The sequence below is a fragment of the Brevundimonas aurantiaca genome, assembly GCF_904830995.1.
GTDB lineage: Bacteria > Pseudomonadota > Alphaproteobacteria > Caulobacterales > Caulobacteraceae > Brevundimonas > Brevundimonas aurantiaca.
Map to the genome: position 1 here is coordinate 2,397,560 of NZ_CAJGVD010000001.1, position 15,625 is coordinate 2,413,184.

Below are 15,625 nucleotides of genomic sequence, written 5' to 3' on the forward strand. Positions count from 1 at the left end.
GACTCGCGCGACCATGCGACTTATACGCCCGCCCTTCCTGCGGCGGACGCCTTCTGCCCCGTCGCCCAACCTTTTAACGTCAGGAGCCGACCGTGAAGCGGACCTATCAGCCGTCGCGACTCGTGCGCAAGCGCCGTCACGGCTTCCGCAGCCGGATGGCCACCAAGAACGGCCAGAAGATCGTTGCGCGCCGTCGCGCCAAGGGCCGCAAGCGCCTGACGGCGTAAGCGGCTCTCGCGTCCGAAAGCCAAGGACGCATGAGCGACCCTTTACAGATCAAGCGTCTGTTGCGGCGGCCCCAGTTCCTGGCGGCCGCCAAAGGCGTTTCCGAGGCGCGCGGCGGGGTGGTGATCCAGAGGCTGGATCGCGGCGACGGTTCGCCGCACGTCGGCCTGGGCTTCACCGCCACGCGCAAGATCGGCGGGGCGGTGGTCAGGAACCGCGCCAAACGCCGCCTGCGCGAGGCCGCGCGGGCCATGCTGCCCCAATATGGCGTGCCCGGTAGCGACTATGTCTTCATCGCCCGCATGGGCACCACCGAGCGGGCGTGGGACCGTCTGCTTGACGATGTGAAATCGACGCTTACAAGGCTGGCGACACCGAGAAACGATCGGGGGGCCGACCGGCCTTCGCCCGCCCCCGCCCCCTCCGGCCAGGACCGCCCGAATCCATGAAAAACGAGAACTCGCGCAACACGATCCTCTTCATCGTGTGCTCGGCCCTGATCCTGGGGGTCTATTGGTTCGCCGTGCTGCGGCCCCAGGCCGAGCGCCGCGCCGTCCAGCAGCAGGCCCAGGCCGAACAGTCTCAGACGGCCAGGAACGCCGCTCGCACGGCGCTGAGCCCCCAGGGGCCGGTCTTCGTCACCGATCGCCGCCAGGCGCTGAGCACCGCCGCGCGCGTGCCGATCCAGTCCGGCACCCTGAAGGGCTCGCTGTCGCTCCAGGGCGGTCGGATCGACGACCTGTTCCTGACCGACTACAAGGAGGTCCAGGACAAGCCTGAGCCGGTCGAACTGTTCCGCCCCCAGGGGATGCAGAACGCCTATTTCGCCCAGTTCGGCTGGACCGGCCCCGATGTGGCCGGCGGCGTGCCTGGTCCCAACACCGTCTGGCGCCTGACGGCCGGTTCGACCTTGACCCCCACCTCGCCGATCACCCTGACCTGGGACAATGGGCAGGGTCTGCGCTTCACCCGCGTGGTCTCGGTCGATGACCGCTACGTCTTCTCGATCAAGGACACGGTCCAGAACCTGGGAACCCAGGCCATCACCATCGCCCCCTACGGCAGCGTCCAGCGCCAGGGCGTCCCGCCCCTGGCCGGTTCGTCCCACATCGTCCACGAAGGCGCCATCGGCGCCTTCGGCAAGCCGGGCGAGTACCGGACCGAGCAGAAGAAGTACAAGGACTGGCTGAAGGAGCCGCGGATCGAGAACGCCTCGATCGGCGGCTGGCTGGGCATCACCGACAAATACTGGCTGGCGGCCCTGCTGCCGCAGCAGGACGAGGCGGTCGAGACCGAATTCCGGGTCCGCGAGGTTCCGGGCGGCCAGCCGCAGCTGGAAGCCAACGTCCTGGGCGCGACCCGCACCATCCAGCCCGGCGGAACCGCCACCGAGACCCAGCGCCTGTTCGCCGGCGTCAAGCGGGCCGAGGTGCTGAAGACCTATGAGCAGTCCCTCAATCTGCCGCGCTTCGTCTATGCGATCGACTGGGGCATGTTCTGGTTCCTGACGCGGCCGATCTTCTGGATCCTTGAGAATGTCTACGGCCTGGTCGGCAGCTTCGGCGTCGCCATCCTGGCCCTGACCGTCATCGTCAAACTGGTCATGTTCCCCCTGGCCAACAACGCCTACGCCTCGATGTCCAAGATGCGGAACCTCCAGCCCAAGATGGAGGAGATCAAGAAGAAGTTCAAAGACGATCCGCAGAAGCAGCAACAGGAGACCATGGCCCTGTACCAGAAGGAGAAGATCAATCCGGTCGCCGGCTGTCTTCCGCTTCTGCTCCAGATCCCGGTCTTCTACGCCCTGTACAAGGTGCTGACGGTCACCATCGAAATGCGCCACCAGCCCTTCCTGGGCTTCATCCACGACCTGTCGGCGCGCGATCCCTCGGTGGTGTGGAACCTGTTCGGCCTGATCCCCTGGGATCCGGCGACCCTGCCGCTCCTGGGGGGGCTGCTGGTCGGGCCTCTAGGCATCGGTCTGCTGGCGGTCGCCTACGGCCTGACCATGTGGCTGCAGACGGCGATGAACCCGCCTGCGGCCGATCCGGTCCAGCGCCAGATCTTCCAGTTCATGCCCCTGGTCTTCACCTTCATCATGGCGCCCTTTGCGGCGGGCCTGCTGGTCTATTGGGCCTGGTCGAACATCCTGACCATCCTGCAGCAGTACGTCATCATGCACCGCTACAAGGCCGAGAATCCGATCGACGACTTCATCGCCCGCTTTAAGAAAAAGCCCGCGTGATCGAGGAAACCGACTTCAGCCCTGAAGAGATCGAGGCCGCGCGGATTCTGTTCGCGCGGCCGGCGACCTTCGTCATGGGGGCGGCCAAGATCGAGCAACTGCCCGATCCGGACCTGCCCGAGATCGCCTTTGCGGGCCGCTCCAACGTCGGCAAGTCCAGCCTGATCAACGGCCTGGTCGGCATGCACAAGCTGGCCAGAGCCTCCAACGAGCCGGGCCGGACGCGCGAGGTCAACTTCTTCGATCTGGACGGTCGGCTGCGGCTGGTCGACCTGCCCGGCTACGGCTGGGCCAAGGCGTCCAAGACCACGGTCAAGAAGTTCCAGGACCTGGGGCGCGATTACCTGCGCGGCCGGGTCACCCTGAAACGGGTCTATCTGCTGATCGACAGCCGCCATGGGCTGAAGAGCGTGGACGCCGAGGCGCTGGACGCCCTGGATCTGGCCGCCGTCTCCTATCAGATCGTCCTGACCAAGGCCGACAAGCTGAAGAAGGGCGAGGGCGAGCGGATGCAGGAGGCCACGCTTAAGGCCATCTCCAAACGCCCCGCCGCCTTCCCCGTGGTGGCCCTGACCTCGTCCGAAAAGGGGCTGGGCCTGCCCGAGCTGCGGGCCGAGATCATGCGCACCACCGGCGCGACCCTGGACTGAGGCGCGACCTCAGGTCAGCAGGGCCTTCAGCACCCCGTCCAGCACCGGTCGCCCGCGCGGGGTGGCGACCAGCCGCCCGCCCGTGACCGTCAGAAAGCCGTCGGCGATCAGGTCCGCGGTCGGTTCCGCCTCGGGCGACAGGCCCAGGTCCCCCAATACGCCGACCGGCGCCCCCTCCACCGTCCTCAACCCCAGCAGCAGCCGCTCCTCCGCCGCCCCGGCGGCGTCCAGCCGTTCGACCTCGGCCCAGGGGGCGCCCGCCTGCACCCCTGCCGCATAGTCGCCGATGCGGCGATGGGCGACGGTTGCGGTGCGAACGCCGTCCAGGGTCAGTCGCCCATGCGCCCCCGGCCCCAGGCCCAGATAGTCCCCGCCACGCCAGACGTGCAGATTATGGGCCGACCGGGCCGCCACGCCCCGCGCATGGTTGGACACCTCATAGGCGTCGAAACCGGCGGCCTCCAGCACGGTCTGGGTGGTCTCGTACAGGGCCGCAGCCTGGTCCTCGTCCGGCGGGACCAGGGTTCCGCGCGCCAGGGCCCGGCCGAAGGCCGTCGTCGGCTCGAGCGTCAGCTGATAGGGCGAGACATGCTCGAACCCCATGTCCAGGGCCGCGCCCAGCTCCGTCGCCCAGTCGGCGGGCGTCTGGCCCGGCCGGGCGTAGATCAGGTCGATGGACAGCCGGTCGAAGGCGCGTCCGGCCAGGGCGACCGCGCGCCGCGCCTCGGCCGCCGAATGGTCGCGCCCCAGAAACCGCAGGGCGGCGTCGTCCAGGGCCTGCACCCCCATGGACAGCCGATTGATCCCGGCCTGGGCCAGGGCGTCGAACCGGGCCGCCTCCGCATCGGTCGGATTGGCCTCCAGCGAAATCTCGATCGGTCCTGACGGCGGGAACAGGTCGCGGGCCTGGTCGATGATCCGCGCCACGGCCTCCGGCGCCATCAGCGACGGCGTCCCCCCGCCGAAGAAGACCGAGGCCAGCCGGCGCGGCCCGGTCAGGGCGCGCTGGGCCCGCATGTCGGCCAGGATCGCCTCGACCAGCCGCCCCTGTTCCTCGACCCGCCCCCGGTCGCGCACCACGTTGAAGTCACAATAGGGGCAGATGCGCGCACAATAGGGCCAGTGGACATAGAGTCCGAGGTCCGTTCCGGGATCGACCCAGGTCTGGGCGGGATCAGTCAATCAGGGCGGCTCTCAGCTTGGCGAAGGCGCGGGTGCGGTGGCTGATCGTCTCCTTGGCCTCAGGTTCCATCTCCCCGAAGGTCAGGCCGCTCGCCTCATCCGGAATGAAAATCGGATCATAGCCGAAGCCCCGGTCGCCGCGCGGCGGAAAGCTCAGCCGACCCCGCACCACCCCCTCGACCACCACGCTGGGCCCGTCCGGCCAGGCCACCGCCAGGGCCGAGGTGAACCAGGCGCTCATGTCCGCAGCCTCGATCTCCTCCAGCCGCGCCTCCACCTTCTTCATGGCCACGGCGAAATCCTTGCCCGGACCGGCCCAGCGGGCGGAATAGATGCCCGGCGCCCCGTCCAGGGCCGCGACCGACAGGCCCGAATCGTCGGCCAAGGCGACCTCGCCCGACCGATCGGCCGCATGGCGCGCCTTCAGCAGGGCGTTGCCGGCGAAGGTGGTCTCGGTCTCCTCGGGTTCAGGCAGATTCAGCTGCCCCGCCGTGAGGATCTCGTAATCTTCGCCCAGCAGAGCGGCGATCTCGGGAACCTTGCCTGGATTGTGGGTGGCGAGGACGATACGCATCCCCTTGAAAAGCTTGAGACTCATTGCCGATCACGGTCCTGAAACAGTCTATTGCCAAAGTTTAATATCGTTAAACGATATGTAACGTGATTTTCCGCAGGACACGGCCTATCTATTGATCGTCAGGAACGGGGCCGCAACGTTCAAGACGCCGGGCATAACCGGAAGGATCATGCGGAAAAAACTTAAAATGGGCGATGATCGCCCAACAGGAAAAACGGAGACACATTATGCATACGATGAACCTCTCGCTGCTGCTGGACAAGGTCGGCGCCGCCTTCGTCAACACGGTTCTGATCGCCGCCCTGCCGACCGCCCTGGTCGCCATCCTGGTCCAAGCCTTCTGATCGACCTCAAGTCCAGTCCTTATCGATCACGAGAGCTTTGACGGCCTTGACGAAGATCGCGATGTATAGGGCTGCGTGCGGGTTCGCCGGACCCCGCGCAGCCGCCGCGTCCTTCCTTCCGGCCTGAGCACCGACCGACCATGCGCCTGCCCCTGCCCCATCTGCTGAAGCGAGGCGAGGGGCGCACGCCGCAGCGGTGGGCCCCGATCACCGCCCCGTTTCGCGCCCTGGGACCGGGTTCGGTCTCCAGCGTGCTGAAGGTGGCCCTGGACGTGGCCTATGTCCTGCTCTGGCTGGTCACCGGCCTTCTTCTTCTGCTGCTGATCGCGGCCGTCTTCATCCCGCTGGACAATGTGAACATCACCGTCAGCGGCGAGACCGGCGGCCGCCAACTGCCCCTGACCCGGCTGCTTCTGCTGTTCGGCCTGGGGGCGGCCACCGCCTATTTCGGCGGCTTCATGCTGATTCTGCGCAGCCTGCGCCTCATCTTCCGTACTCTGATCATGGGCGACCCCTTTCATCCGGCCAATGTGCGTCGCCTGCGCCAGATCGGCCTGATCCTGGCCCTGGTCACCGGCGGGGTCTGGCTGGCCCAGGGCTTCGTCGCCGCCCGCCTGGCGCCCGGCGTCATGGACCCGCAAGGGCTGGGCGAACTGCTGACCCCGGTGTTTTCCGTCCTGATCGTCTTCGTCCTTGCGGAGGTCTTTCGCGAGGGCGCGCGGCTGCGCCGCGAATCCGAACTGACGATCTGAACCGTTTCCGCTAGGATTTCCTCATGGCCATCCGCGTCCAGCTTGATCGCGTCCTTGTCGAACGCCGCATGTCGCTGACCGAGCTGGCCGACCGGGTGGGGGTCACGGTGGCCAATCTGTCGGTCCTGAAGACGGGCAAGGCGCGGGCGGTGCGGTTTTCGACCCTGGACGCCCTGTGCCGTGAACTGAACTGCCAGCCGGGCGATCTCCTCGCCCATGAACCCGGTCCCGCCGACCCTATCGAGGACGACGAAGCGGCATGAGGCGCAAGGGTTCCGGCCGGGACGAGAACGGCCTGACGCCCGAGGACCGTCGCATCTGGAACCGCATCACCGGCACGGTCTCGCCGCCCCGAACGCGCAAGGCCGCGCGGGTCACGCCCGGCGCCGAGGCGCCGGCCCATCTGATCGCCCCGATCCCGGACCGCCCTCTGTCGCGCGCGGAAAAGCCGCCGGCCAAGACCGCTCCGGCGCGGTTCGCCCGCACCGAACCGACGTCCGAGCCGCGCCCCCCCGTTCGCCCCACGCCCTCTCGCCTCCGGCCCGCGCCTGAGGATCTGGAGCCCCGCCGCAAACAGCGGCTGTCGCGCGAGCGCGATCCGATCGAGGCCCGGATCGACCTGCACGGCTTCGGCCGGTTCGAGGCCGAGGACCAGCTTCGGGCCTTCCTGACCGGCTGCCAGGCGCGGGGCCTGCGGGCGGTCCTGGTCATCACCGGCCAGGGGCGGCTGGGCGGCGGGGTCATCCGCGCCTCCTTCGCCGAATGGATGCAGTCGCCGGCCCTGCGCGGCGTGGTCTCGGGCTTCACCTCGGCCCATCGGCGCCACGGCGGCGACGGCGCCTTCTACGTCACCCTGAAACGCCGCGACTGAGGCCGATCCTCGCAAGTTCAAAGACAAGGTCCTGACTTTTCAAGGGGCAGGCGCTCACGTGCGGCTTCGACCCGGCGCCTCTCGAAACCGTGTTAGGCTTGCGGCCCGGTCTTTGACATTGTGCGGCTCTGAACGTCTCTCCGCCTCCCGCCCGCCGGACGCCGATCGGACTGTCCGACACGATGCGCCAAAAATCCACTTTTAAAACAAAGGGCGTCGGACACATCGGACACATCGGACAGTCTTTTTCGATGTCCGAAACCCCGATCACGGCGTCGGACCGATGGGACTCATCGGACTGTTTTTTCACGGTCCGATGCGAGGCCCGGCCCCAGACGGACGAAGGCCCGCCGGCGACGGGCGCGGGCGGGCCTGAAGGGCGCTCTGACAAGGTAAAGGCGGCCTATTTGGCCGACAGGGCCCCGGCCAGGATGACGTCGATCTGCTTGCCCATATGGTCCGACAGGGCGGCTGCGTCCCATTCGTCATAGGCGGCGCGGCGATAGTTGGACAGATAGGCGTCCCAGATCAGCTCGACCAACAGGCGCAGATCGGCGTCCTGGCGCAGCTCGCCCTTGGCGACCGCCTCCTGAAGAATATCGCCGATGGTCAGCAGCAGCTTCTTGGTCGCGGCCCGGGCGCGCATCTCGGCCGCCAGGGGCTGGAACCAGGATCGGGCGACGATGGCCTGGAACAGGGGCAGATGCTCCAGCGACGAATGATAGCCGGCGCTCAGCGCGCCCAGCAGACGCTGGCGGACCGGCTCGCCCTCGGGCGCCCCGGCCTCGACCACCTCGGCCAGGCGCGACATGTCCTCGGTCAGGACCGCCTCGAACAGCTCGGCCTTGTCCTGGAAGTTGGCGAAGACCGCGCCGGTCGACATGCCCGCGCCCTTGGCGATGTCGCGGATGGTGGCGGGTTCATAGCCCCGCTCAGCGAACAGGGAGCGGGCGGCGTCCAAAACCTTCTGGCGGGTCCGCACCTTGGCCGCCTGACGACGGTTCAGGCGGGGCGCAGCTTCGGTCGATAGGGCGGATTCGGTCATGAAATCAGGTTGAACTCTACGCGATTTCGGATGCGCCTAGGCGGTCCGAGTTGACTTTGGGTGAAGCGCCTTGAGCTGACGAGAGAGGCGTTGCCGCCCGGACCTCGTCATCGGCGCGATACTGAGGAACGGCTTGCATCACGGAACCATGACGAAAATGGGTCGGCCGATTTTTCTCCTGTGAGGCGAGAAAATATTCAAGGTTAACTTTCAAGCTTGGCTGTATTGATTTGGGACATTCTCAACGCGCGGGTGGTTCTACTGCGTCCTCCTGCGGGCATGGCGGCCTGGAAGGCTTTGCGGAATTGTTCGCGCTTCTCATGGATGGAGACCAGGACGCGGCCCATGGGCACGCCCAGATCGACCAGGGTGTTCTCGGCCAGCTGCAAACTGGCCTCGGTCGTCTCCGGCACGGCGTCCGTAACTCCCAGGGCGTAAAGGCGCGCCGCATGCTGATCGTCGCGCGCTCGGGCGATCAGGATCAGATCCTCGCGCAGGGCGCGGGCCGCCGTCACCACCTCATCGACCTTGCCCGGCGCGTCCATGGTGACGATCAGGGCGCGGGTGGTCTGAACCCCGCAATGGGACAGCATTTCGGGCCGGCCGGCGTCGCCGTAGAAGACGTCGAACCCGTCCCGACGCCCCGCCGCCACGGCCGCAGCGTCCGTGTCCAGGGCGATGAAGGGCTGGTCGTGCGCCTTCAGCAATTCGCCGATCAGGCGGCCGACGCGGCCGAAGCCGACGACGATCACCGCCCCGTCCGCCTGTTCCGGCGGCGCGGCGCCCTCTGGCGTGGTCGGGCGGTCGGGGGCCTTGGCGCGCGACAGCCTCTGGCCCAGCAGGGCCAGAAGCGGGATGGAGAAGATGCTCAGGGTCGCCGACAGGGCCACTGTGCTGGTCAGGGCGGGCGGGGCGATCCCCTCCACCATGCCGGTGGCGAAGACGACGAAGGCGAACTCGCCCGCCGGCGCCAGCACCAGGGCCGTCTCCAGGGCGGGCCGGGCGCCCATGCCCCACAGCCGGGCCAGGGCGAAGATGACGCCGGTCTTGACCACTGTGACGGCCAGGGCCAGGCCGAACAGCAGGACCGGATCGGCCGCCACCGCGCCCAGGTCCAGCCCCAGCCCCACCCCGACGAAGAAGACCCCCAGCAGCAGGCCCTTGAAGGGCTCGATCGACACCTCCACCTCGCGCCGGAACTCGGTTTCGGCCAGCAGCACCCCGGCGACCAGGGCGCCGATGCTCATCGACAGGCCGACCGCCTGGGCCGCCAGGCCGGCGCCCACCACCACCAGCAGGCTGGCGGCGACGAACAGCTCCCCGCCCTGGGCCGCCTTGCGCGCCCGCGCCACCGACCGGAACATGGGCCGCAGCACCACCCGGCCCAGCAGCACCAGAAGGCCCAGGCCCATCGCCGCCGGGACCAGGGTGAACAGGGCGCGGCCCAGGACGGCGGGGTCCAGCGTTCCCCCGCCCTGGGCCAGGGCCGCCATCACGCTGACGGTGATCAGAATGGGGGCCACGGCCAGGTCCTGAGCCAGCAGGACGGCGAAGGTGGATCGGCCGACACTGGTCTTCAACCGTCCGCCCTCGGCCAGAACCGGCATCACCACCGCCGTCGACGACAGGGCCAGGCCCATGCCCAGGACGGCCGCGCTGACCAGGCTTTGGCCGAGCAGCATGAACAGGCCCGCCAGCACCAGGGTGCAGGCCGCCACCTGCATCAGCCCCAGGCCGAACACCAGCCGTCGCAGGGCCCGCAGCCGTTCCCACGACAGCTCCAGCCCGATCATGAACAGCAGGAAGGCGACTCCCAGCTCCGACAGCTGGGCCAGCTGGCCGGGGTCGCTGATGGTGAAATAGGACAGCCAGGGCAGCCGGTCGGCGAAGCGCGCCAGGCCGTCGGGGCCCAGCACCACCCCTGCGGCCAGGAAACCCAGGACGGGGCTGATCTTCAGACGATTGACCAGGGGCACCATGACCCCGGCGGCCGCCAGAAACACCACCAGATCCTTATAGTCGCCGCCGTGCGTCTGCATTCGCCCTCCGAGCTCTGCCGGCATGTGACCCGGAACCGGCGCCTGTGGCGAGAGGTCGCGGCGCTTTCATGAACTTTTTTTAAGGCGACAGGCCCCGCGTCGGGTCTAGGGTCCGCTCCGACCCGCCCGTGGGGGGTGGAACCGAGGATAGAGTGATGAAAAGACTGCTTATCGGGGCCGCGGTCGGCGCCCTTCTGCTGCCGGCCGCCGCCCTGGCCCAGGACGTCGATCACGACCACGCCTGCCTGGACGAAACCTGCTCGATCGTCTCGCTCTTTTCGGGCGAAGAGACGGCCGCCGGCTGGCAGGGGACCGAGGCGCCCCGCTATGGGACCTGGGGCTTTGACATGGCCGGCCGCGACACCTCGGTGAAGCCGGGCGACGACTTCTTCCGCTACGCCAACGGCGCGGCCGTCGACAAACTGGTCATCCCCTCGGACCGCACCAGCTACGGCTCCTTCGCCCTGCTGCGCGAACTGTCCGACAACCGGATGAAGGAACTGGTGCTGGGCCTGGCCGCGCGCACCGATCTGACCCCCGGCTCCGACGAGGCCAAGGTGGCCGACGCCTATCGCTCCTACATCGACGAAGCCCGGATCGAGCAGCTCGACGCCCAGCCGCTGCAACCCTATCTGGCCGCCATCCGCGCCGCCGACAGCCATGAGAAGATGGCCGTCTATATGGGCCAGACGGTCGGCCGTTTCGGCGGCTCCTTCTTCGGCAGCGGCATCACCATCGATGCGAAACAGCCGACCCGCTACGTCGTCTCCACCGGCCAGTCGGGCATCGGCCTGCCGAACCGCGACTATTATCTGGACGCCCGCTACGCCGACAAGAAAGAGAAGTACCAGGCCTATGTCGCCGACATGCTGGGCATGATCGGCTGGGCCAATCCGGCCGAGACCGCCGCCCAGATCGTCGCCCTGGAGACCAAGATCGCCGAGGCCCACTGGAGCCCGGTCGAGAACCGCAACCGCGACCGCACCTACAACGAATACACCATCGCTCGCTTGGCTGAAGACGCGCCGGGCTTCGCCTGGCAGTCCTATTTCGACGCGGCCAAGCTGGGCGGCGTTCCGCGCCTGATCGTGCGTCAGGACACGGCCATGCCGAAGATCGCAGCCATCTACGCCGAGACCCCGGTCGAGCTTCTGCAGGCGTGGGAAGCCTTCCATACCGCCGACGACATGGCGCCCCTGCTGTCCAAGCGGTTCTCGGACGCCCAGTGGGCCTTCCGCGCCCGCGACCTGTCGGGCCAGCCCGAGCAGCGCACCCGCGAGAAGCGGGCCATCTCCTTCGCCGAGGGTTCGCTGGGCGAGGCGACGGGCCGGCTCTATGTCGCCCAGTACTTCCCGGCCGAATCCAAGGCCAAGATGGAAGAGCTGGTCGCAAATCTGCGCACGGCCCTGTCGCACCGGATCGACAACCTGACCTGGATGGGCGACGAGACCAAGGCGGCCGCGCAGGAGAAGCTGCGCAAATTCACCGTCAAGATCGGCTATCCCGACAAATGGCGCGACTATTCGGGTCTCGAGATCCGCGCCGACGACCTGGTCGGCAACGCCGAGCGTCGCGGCCTGTTCGAATGGAACTACGATCTGGCCCGCCTGGACGAGCCGGTCGACAAGTCCGAGTGGGGCATGACCCCCCAGACGGTCAACGCCTACTATAACTCGGCCAATAACGAGATCGTCTTCCCGGCCGCCATCCTGCAGCCGCCCTTCTTCGATCCGAACGGCGATCCGGCGGTCAACTACGGCGGCATCGGCGGGGTGATCGGCCACGAGATCGGCCACGGCTTCGACGACCAGGGCTCCAAGTCCGACGGCGACGGCGTGCTGCGCAACTGGTGGACGGCCGAGGACAAGGCCAATTTCGAAGCCCTGACCGCCCGTCTGGGCGCCCAGTACGCCACCTATGAGCCGATCGCCGGCTATAAGATCAATCCGGGCCTGACAATGGGCGAGAACATCGGCGACGCCTCGGGCGTGGCCGTGGGTCTTGAAGCCTATCACCTGTCGCTGAACGGCCAGCCGGCCCCGGTGCTGGACGGCACAACCGGGGACCAGCGCTTCTTCTACGGCTGGGCCCAGGTCTGGCAGTCGAAATATCGCGACGAGGCCCTGAAGCAGCAGGTCGCCACCGATCCCCACTCGGCCGCCCAGTTCCGGGTCATCGGCCCGCTGCGCAACGTCGACGCCTGGTACGACGCCTTCGACGTCCAGCCGGGGACGAAATACTATCTGACGCCGGAAGAGCGCGTCCGCATCTGGTAGGCCACCTGATCGCAAAACGGGAAAAGGCCGGGGTTCGCCCCGGCCTTTTTTCATGAGCCCTTGGACACATCAGACTGAAAATTGGTCGATGGCCGCGACAGTTTCTCCGAATTTCGATGTCGGCCTGGACTCCAGACGCGAAAAAGCCCGCTGCGGGGGATACATCGCAGCGGGCTTTCGCGCTCTTTAAAGAGCGGACGTTTCCTCCCCGAAACGCCTTCGAGTGCTGCGCGCTTGAGCAACGCTTGCCCTCGAGTGAGTTCATTTGACGCAACCCCGCCGAGGTCGTCAACGGGCTTCTCGGACGGAATCGAACTTTCTTCGACTTATCGTCGATAACTAACCCTGCCCAGAGTTATTTATCGAAGCTTATTCGATAATGGCCCGAAGGGCGCCGACCAGCCCCGTTCGGGCGACACGCATTTGCCCCGGCCGTTGCGCCTTCCAGGCGTCATTGTCGGCGATGGCGGCGGCGGCGGCGCGCCCGGCGTCCAGATCCTTGATCGTGACCTCGCCGGCGGCGATCTCGTCCCCGCCCAGGATGACGACCGCAGGCGATCCGCGGCGGTCGGCGTATTTCATCTGGGCCTTCATCCCGGCCCGTCCCAGATAGAGTTCGGCCGCGATCCCCGCGCCGCGCAGTTCGGCGACGGCCGTCAGATAGTGGGCCATGTCCTCTTCAGAGAAGACGATGACCACGACCGGCCCGCGCACGGCGTCCTCCGCGCCGCGTCCGGCCGCGCGCAGGGCGGAGGCGAGGCGCGAGACACCGAAGGAGAAGCCGGTCGCCGGGGTGCTCTGGCCGGTGAAGCGCGCCACCAGATCGTCATAGCGGCCGCCGCCGCCGATGGAGCCGAACCGCACCGGGCGGCCCTTGTCGTCGGTGGTCTCCAGCAACAGCTCCGCCTCGAAGACGGCGCCGGTGTAATATTCAAGGCCCCGCACGATGGTGGGGTCGAACTTCACGGCGTCCTGGCCCACCGACATGGCGTTCAGCGCCCGGTCGATCGCCGCCAGCTCGTTCAGCGCCGCCTCGCCCGCCGCCCCCAGGTCGCCGGACCGGGCCACCGCCTCCAAGGTCTCTGCCCGGGACAGGCCGGGCGTGTTGGCGGACGCCAGGAAGGCCTCGATTGCGCCCGTCACCTTTGCGGGCAGATTGGCGCCCTTGGTGTAGTCGCCGGACTCGTCCAGTCGCCCTTCGCCCAGCAGCTGGACCACGCCTTCCCAGCCCAGTCGGTCGAACTTGTCGATGGCGCGCAGGGCCGTCAAACGCTGACCCGCGTCGGTCACGCCCCCCGCATCGAACAGGCCGTCGAACAGTTTGCGGTTCGAGACGCGGATCTGGGCCTGGCCCGCGTCCAGACCGGCGGCGCCCAGGCCTTCGCAGGCCATGGCGATGATCTCGGCGTCGGCCTCGGGCCGGTCCGAGCCGACGGTGTCGGCGTCGCACTGCCAGAACTCCCGGAACCGGCCCGGACCCGGCTTTTCGTTGCGCCAGACCGGCCCATAGGCGTAGCGGCGGAACGGCTTGGGCAGGGTCTCCCAGGTCTGGGCGGCGAACCGGGCCAGGGGGGCGGTGTGGTCGTAACGCAGGGCCATCCATTCGCCCGGCTCGTCCGAACCCGCATCGTCCTGCAGGGCGAACACCCCCTCATTGGGCCGGTCGGCGTCAGGCAGGAACTTGCCCAAGGCGTCGGCGTATTCGAAGGCCGGCGTCTCCAGCGGCTCGAAGCCCCAGCGCTCATAGACTTCGGACACGCGCGCCACTAAGCGGCGTTCGGCGGTCAGGTCGCGGCCGCGCTTGTCGGCGAAACCGCGTGGATTGCGGGCGAGGGGGCGAGGAGGGGCGGCGTCGGTCATGCCGGGCGCTTAAGCCAAGGGGCGGCGCGGCGCAAATGGTCCGGCGCCGAGCGGCGGCGCCCTCTTCGCGTCAGTCTGTGCAATGCACTGACCCTAAAGGAAAAACACCCACACAGACGGAACGGGCGTGGGCCGTCGCCGTTTCAGCGCCATGATCCCCCACGCCCTCGTCTTCACGCGGACCTGCAGAACCTCCGACCGGCGAACCATCCGGTGGTATGAGTGCGAACTGATCGACGACCAGGGCGCGCGCCGTCTGCGAAACCGGGCCTTCTTCTCGCTGGACGAGGCCAAGTCCTGGGCCTCGTCCGAAGGCTATCCGGTGGACGACGCCGACATCCAGGACGCGCGATGATCGGCGCCGCCCCCTCGGGTCCGCTCGACGCCTCGGCCTTCGACACCCCGCGCATCCTTCTGGCCGGCGCCGTAGACTACGCCATGTACGACCGGTTCCGCGACCGACTGACCCAGGCGCCCGACAGCGGTCTGGTGGTGATCGAACTGTCCACCCTGGGCGGCGATCCGGAGGTGGCGCGGATGATGGGCGAGGACGTGCGGTTTCAGAGCGACATCAACCCCGCGCGCCGGCTGGTCTTTCTGGGCAAGGCCGCCATCTATTCGGCCGGCGCGACCTTCATGAGCTTTTTTGCGGTGGAAAACCGCTATCTGACGCGCGGCGCTCGGGTGATGATCCATGAGCGAAAGATGGACAAGACGCTCCACATCGCCGGGCCGCTGACCACCTGCATCGCCTCGGTCAAGGCGATGCTGAACGAACTTGAGCACTCCATCGCCATCCAGAACGAAGGGTTCGAGAACCTGGTGCGCGGCAGCGCCGTCACCATGGACGAGGTGCTTCGGCGCGCGCCGGAGAACTGGTACATCGAGGCTCAGGAGGCGAAGGCCCTCGGCCTGGTCGCCGGCGTGCTGTGACCCCGCGGCGTCAGTCCCCCAGGGTCTCCACCGTCAGATTGCCGTTGGTGTAGACGCAGATTTCGGCGGCGATCTTCATGGCCTTGCGGGCGATCGCCTCCGCGTCCAGATCGGTTTCCTCGATCAGGGCGCGGGCCGCCGACAGGGCGTAGTTGCCGCCCGAACCGACGGCCGCGACCCCATGCTCCGGCTCCAGCACGTCGCCCACGCCGGTGACGGTGAAGATCGACGTCTTGTCCGCCACCAGCAGCATGGCCTCCAGCCGCCGCAGATAGCGGTCTGTGCGCCAGTCCTTGGCCAGATCGACGCAGGCGCGGGCCAACTGGTCCGGATACTGCTCCAGCTTGGCCTCCAGGCGTTCGATCAGGGTGAAGGCGTCGGCCGTCGCCCCGGCGAACCCCGCCAGAACCTTGCCGCCGGCCAGGGTCCGCACCTTTCGCGCCGCGCCCTTGACGATGGTCGGTCCCATCGAGACCTGACCGTCGCCGGCGATCACCGTGCGGCCGTTTTTGCGAACCGCCAGTATCGTGGTGCCGTGCCAGTCGGGAAAATTGGATTGGGTCATGGTCCGCAGATGGAGCGGCGGCCCGTCGCGATCAAGCCTCGCTCGCCTGTTGAGGGGTGTG

At 67.8% G+C, this 15,625-nt stretch carries 16 protein-coding genes; 10 read left to right on the top strand and 6 right to left on the bottom strand.

Translation table 11 applies throughout. The annotated features are described in order from the left end of the window. The first annotated feature begins 92 nt into the window (after positions 1-92). Genes rpmH through yihA form a run of 4 tightly spaced genes read left to right on the top strand, consistent with a single transcriptional unit; the run spans position 93 to position 3,120 of the window. Positions 93-227, top strand: a complete 135-nt coding sequence (gene rpmH, locus JMT67_RS11770) for a 50S ribosomal protein L34 (protein ID WP_003164000.1) — start codon at positions 93-95, stop codon at positions 225-227. A gap of 30 nt (positions 228-257) precedes the next feature. After that, complete coding sequence (rnpA, locus tag JMT67_RS11775) at positions 258-674, top strand: ribonuclease P protein component (RefSeq protein ID WP_054764534.1); 417 nt, start codon at positions 258-260, stop codon at positions 672-674. Further along, positions 671-2,470, top strand: coding sequence for a membrane protein insertase YidC (gene yidC / locus JMT67_RS11780; protein WP_201463561.1), 1,800 nt, complete (start codon positions 671-673; stop codon positions 2,468-2,470). The genes rnpA and yidC overlap by 4 nt, the downstream gene beginning before the upstream one ends. Further along, positions 2,467-3,120: a ribosome biogenesis GTP-binding protein YihA/YsxC gene (gene yihA, locus JMT67_RS11785; protein ID WP_191554869.1), complete on the top strand. Its 654-nt coding sequence runs from the start codon at positions 2,467-2,469 to the stop codon at positions 3,118-3,120. The genes yidC and yihA overlap by 4 nt, the downstream gene beginning before the upstream one ends. Before the next feature lie 9 nt (positions 3,121-3,129). Here the strand turns inward: yihA and hemW are convergent, their stop codons facing one another. Together hemW and rdgB are read right to left on the bottom strand one after the other, a co-directional pair. Next, on the bottom strand, positions 3,130-4,302 hold the full coding sequence (gene hemW, locus JMT67_RS11790) for a radical SAM family heme chaperone HemW (protein ID WP_201463562.1): 1,173 nt from the start codon (positions 4,300-4,302) through the stop codon (positions 3,130-3,132). Continuing rightward, the gene (rdgB, locus tag JMT67_RS11795; RefSeq protein ID WP_201463563.1) at positions 4,295-4,900 is read right to left on the bottom strand and encodes an RdgB/HAM1 family non-canonical purine NTP pyrophosphatase; all 606 of its coding nucleotides are present in this window, start codon (positions 4,898-4,900) and stop codon (positions 4,295-4,297) included. Before rdgB ends, hemW begins: the two co-directional genes overlap by 8 nt. Positions 4,901-5,363: 463 nt before the next feature. Between rdgB and JMT67_RS11800 the strand changes: the two genes are divergently transcribed. From JMT67_RS11800 to JMT67_RS11810, 3 genes are read left to right on the top strand one after another with little or no spacing between them, the layout of a single operon-like run. Next, the gene (locus JMT67_RS11800) at positions 5,364-5,975 is read left to right on the top strand and encodes a DUF2975 domain-containing protein (RefSeq protein ID WP_183216183.1); all 612 of its coding nucleotides are present in this window, start codon (positions 5,364-5,366) and stop codon (positions 5,973-5,975) included. Positions 5,976-5,998: 23 nt separating this feature from the next. Continuing rightward, positions 5,999-6,238 (top strand): helix-turn-helix domain-containing protein, encoded by a 240-nt coding sequence (locus tag JMT67_RS11805; RefSeq protein WP_152949355.1) that lies wholly within the window; start codon positions 5,999-6,001, stop codon positions 6,236-6,238. After that, positions 6,235-6,846: a Smr/MutS family protein gene (locus JMT67_RS11810; RefSeq protein ID WP_183216179.1), complete on the top strand. Its 612-nt coding sequence runs from the start codon at positions 6,235-6,237 to the stop codon at positions 6,844-6,846. The genes JMT67_RS11805 and JMT67_RS11810 overlap by 4 nt, the downstream gene beginning before the upstream one ends. 403 nt (positions 6,847-7,249) lie before the next feature. On the opposite strand, the gene JMT67_RS11815 is transcribed toward JMT67_RS11810, so the two are convergent. After that, a complete protein-coding gene (locus tag JMT67_RS11815; RefSeq protein WP_054764542.1) occupies positions 7,250-7,891 on the bottom strand; it encodes a TetR/AcrR family transcriptional regulator in 642 nt (213 codons plus the stop codon). Between the two features lie 203 nt (positions 7,892-8,094). Continuing rightward, positions 8,095-9,930 (bottom strand): cation:proton antiporter domain-containing protein, encoded by a 1,836-nt coding sequence (locus JMT67_RS11820; protein WP_054764543.1) that lies wholly within the window; start codon positions 9,928-9,930, stop codon positions 8,095-8,097. Between the two features lie 155 nt (positions 9,931-10,085). Between JMT67_RS11820 and JMT67_RS11825 the strand changes: the two genes are divergently transcribed. Continuing rightward, on the top strand, positions 10,086-12,206 hold the full coding sequence (locus JMT67_RS11825) for a M13 family metallopeptidase (protein ID WP_201463564.1): 2,121 nt from the start codon (positions 10,086-10,088) through the stop codon (positions 12,204-12,206). A 369-nt stretch (positions 12,207-12,575) separates the two neighbouring features. Here JMT67_RS11825 and hisS read toward each other — a convergent pair whose 3' ends face one another. Next, positions 12,576-14,066 carry a histidine--tRNA ligase gene (gene hisS, locus JMT67_RS11830; protein ID WP_201463565.1) on the bottom strand — a complete coding sequence of 497 codons (1,491 nt, stop codon included), beginning with the start codon at positions 14,064-14,066 and terminating at the stop codon, positions 12,576-12,578. Between the two features lie 127 nt (positions 14,067-14,193). On the opposite strand from hisS, the gene JMT67_RS11835 reads away from it, so the two are divergent. Then, entirely contained in the window at positions 14,194-14,421 is a 228-nt protein-coding gene (locus tag JMT67_RS11835; protein ID WP_224761157.1) for a hypothetical protein, read from the top strand. Then, positions 14,418-14,999, top strand: coding sequence for a peptidase S14 (locus JMT67_RS11840; protein ID WP_152949359.1), 582 nt, complete (start codon positions 14,418-14,420; stop codon positions 14,997-14,999). The genes JMT67_RS11835 and JMT67_RS11840 overlap by 4 nt, the downstream gene beginning before the upstream one ends. A gap of 10 nt (positions 15,000-15,009) precedes the next feature. Here JMT67_RS11840 and hslV read toward each other — a convergent pair whose 3' ends face one another. Next, positions 15,010-15,564, bottom strand: coding sequence for an ATP-dependent protease subunit HslV (gene hslV, locus JMT67_RS11845; RefSeq protein WP_152949360.1), 555 nt, complete (start codon positions 15,562-15,564; stop codon positions 15,010-15,012). Between the last annotated feature and the right edge of the window lie 61 nt (positions 15,565-15,625).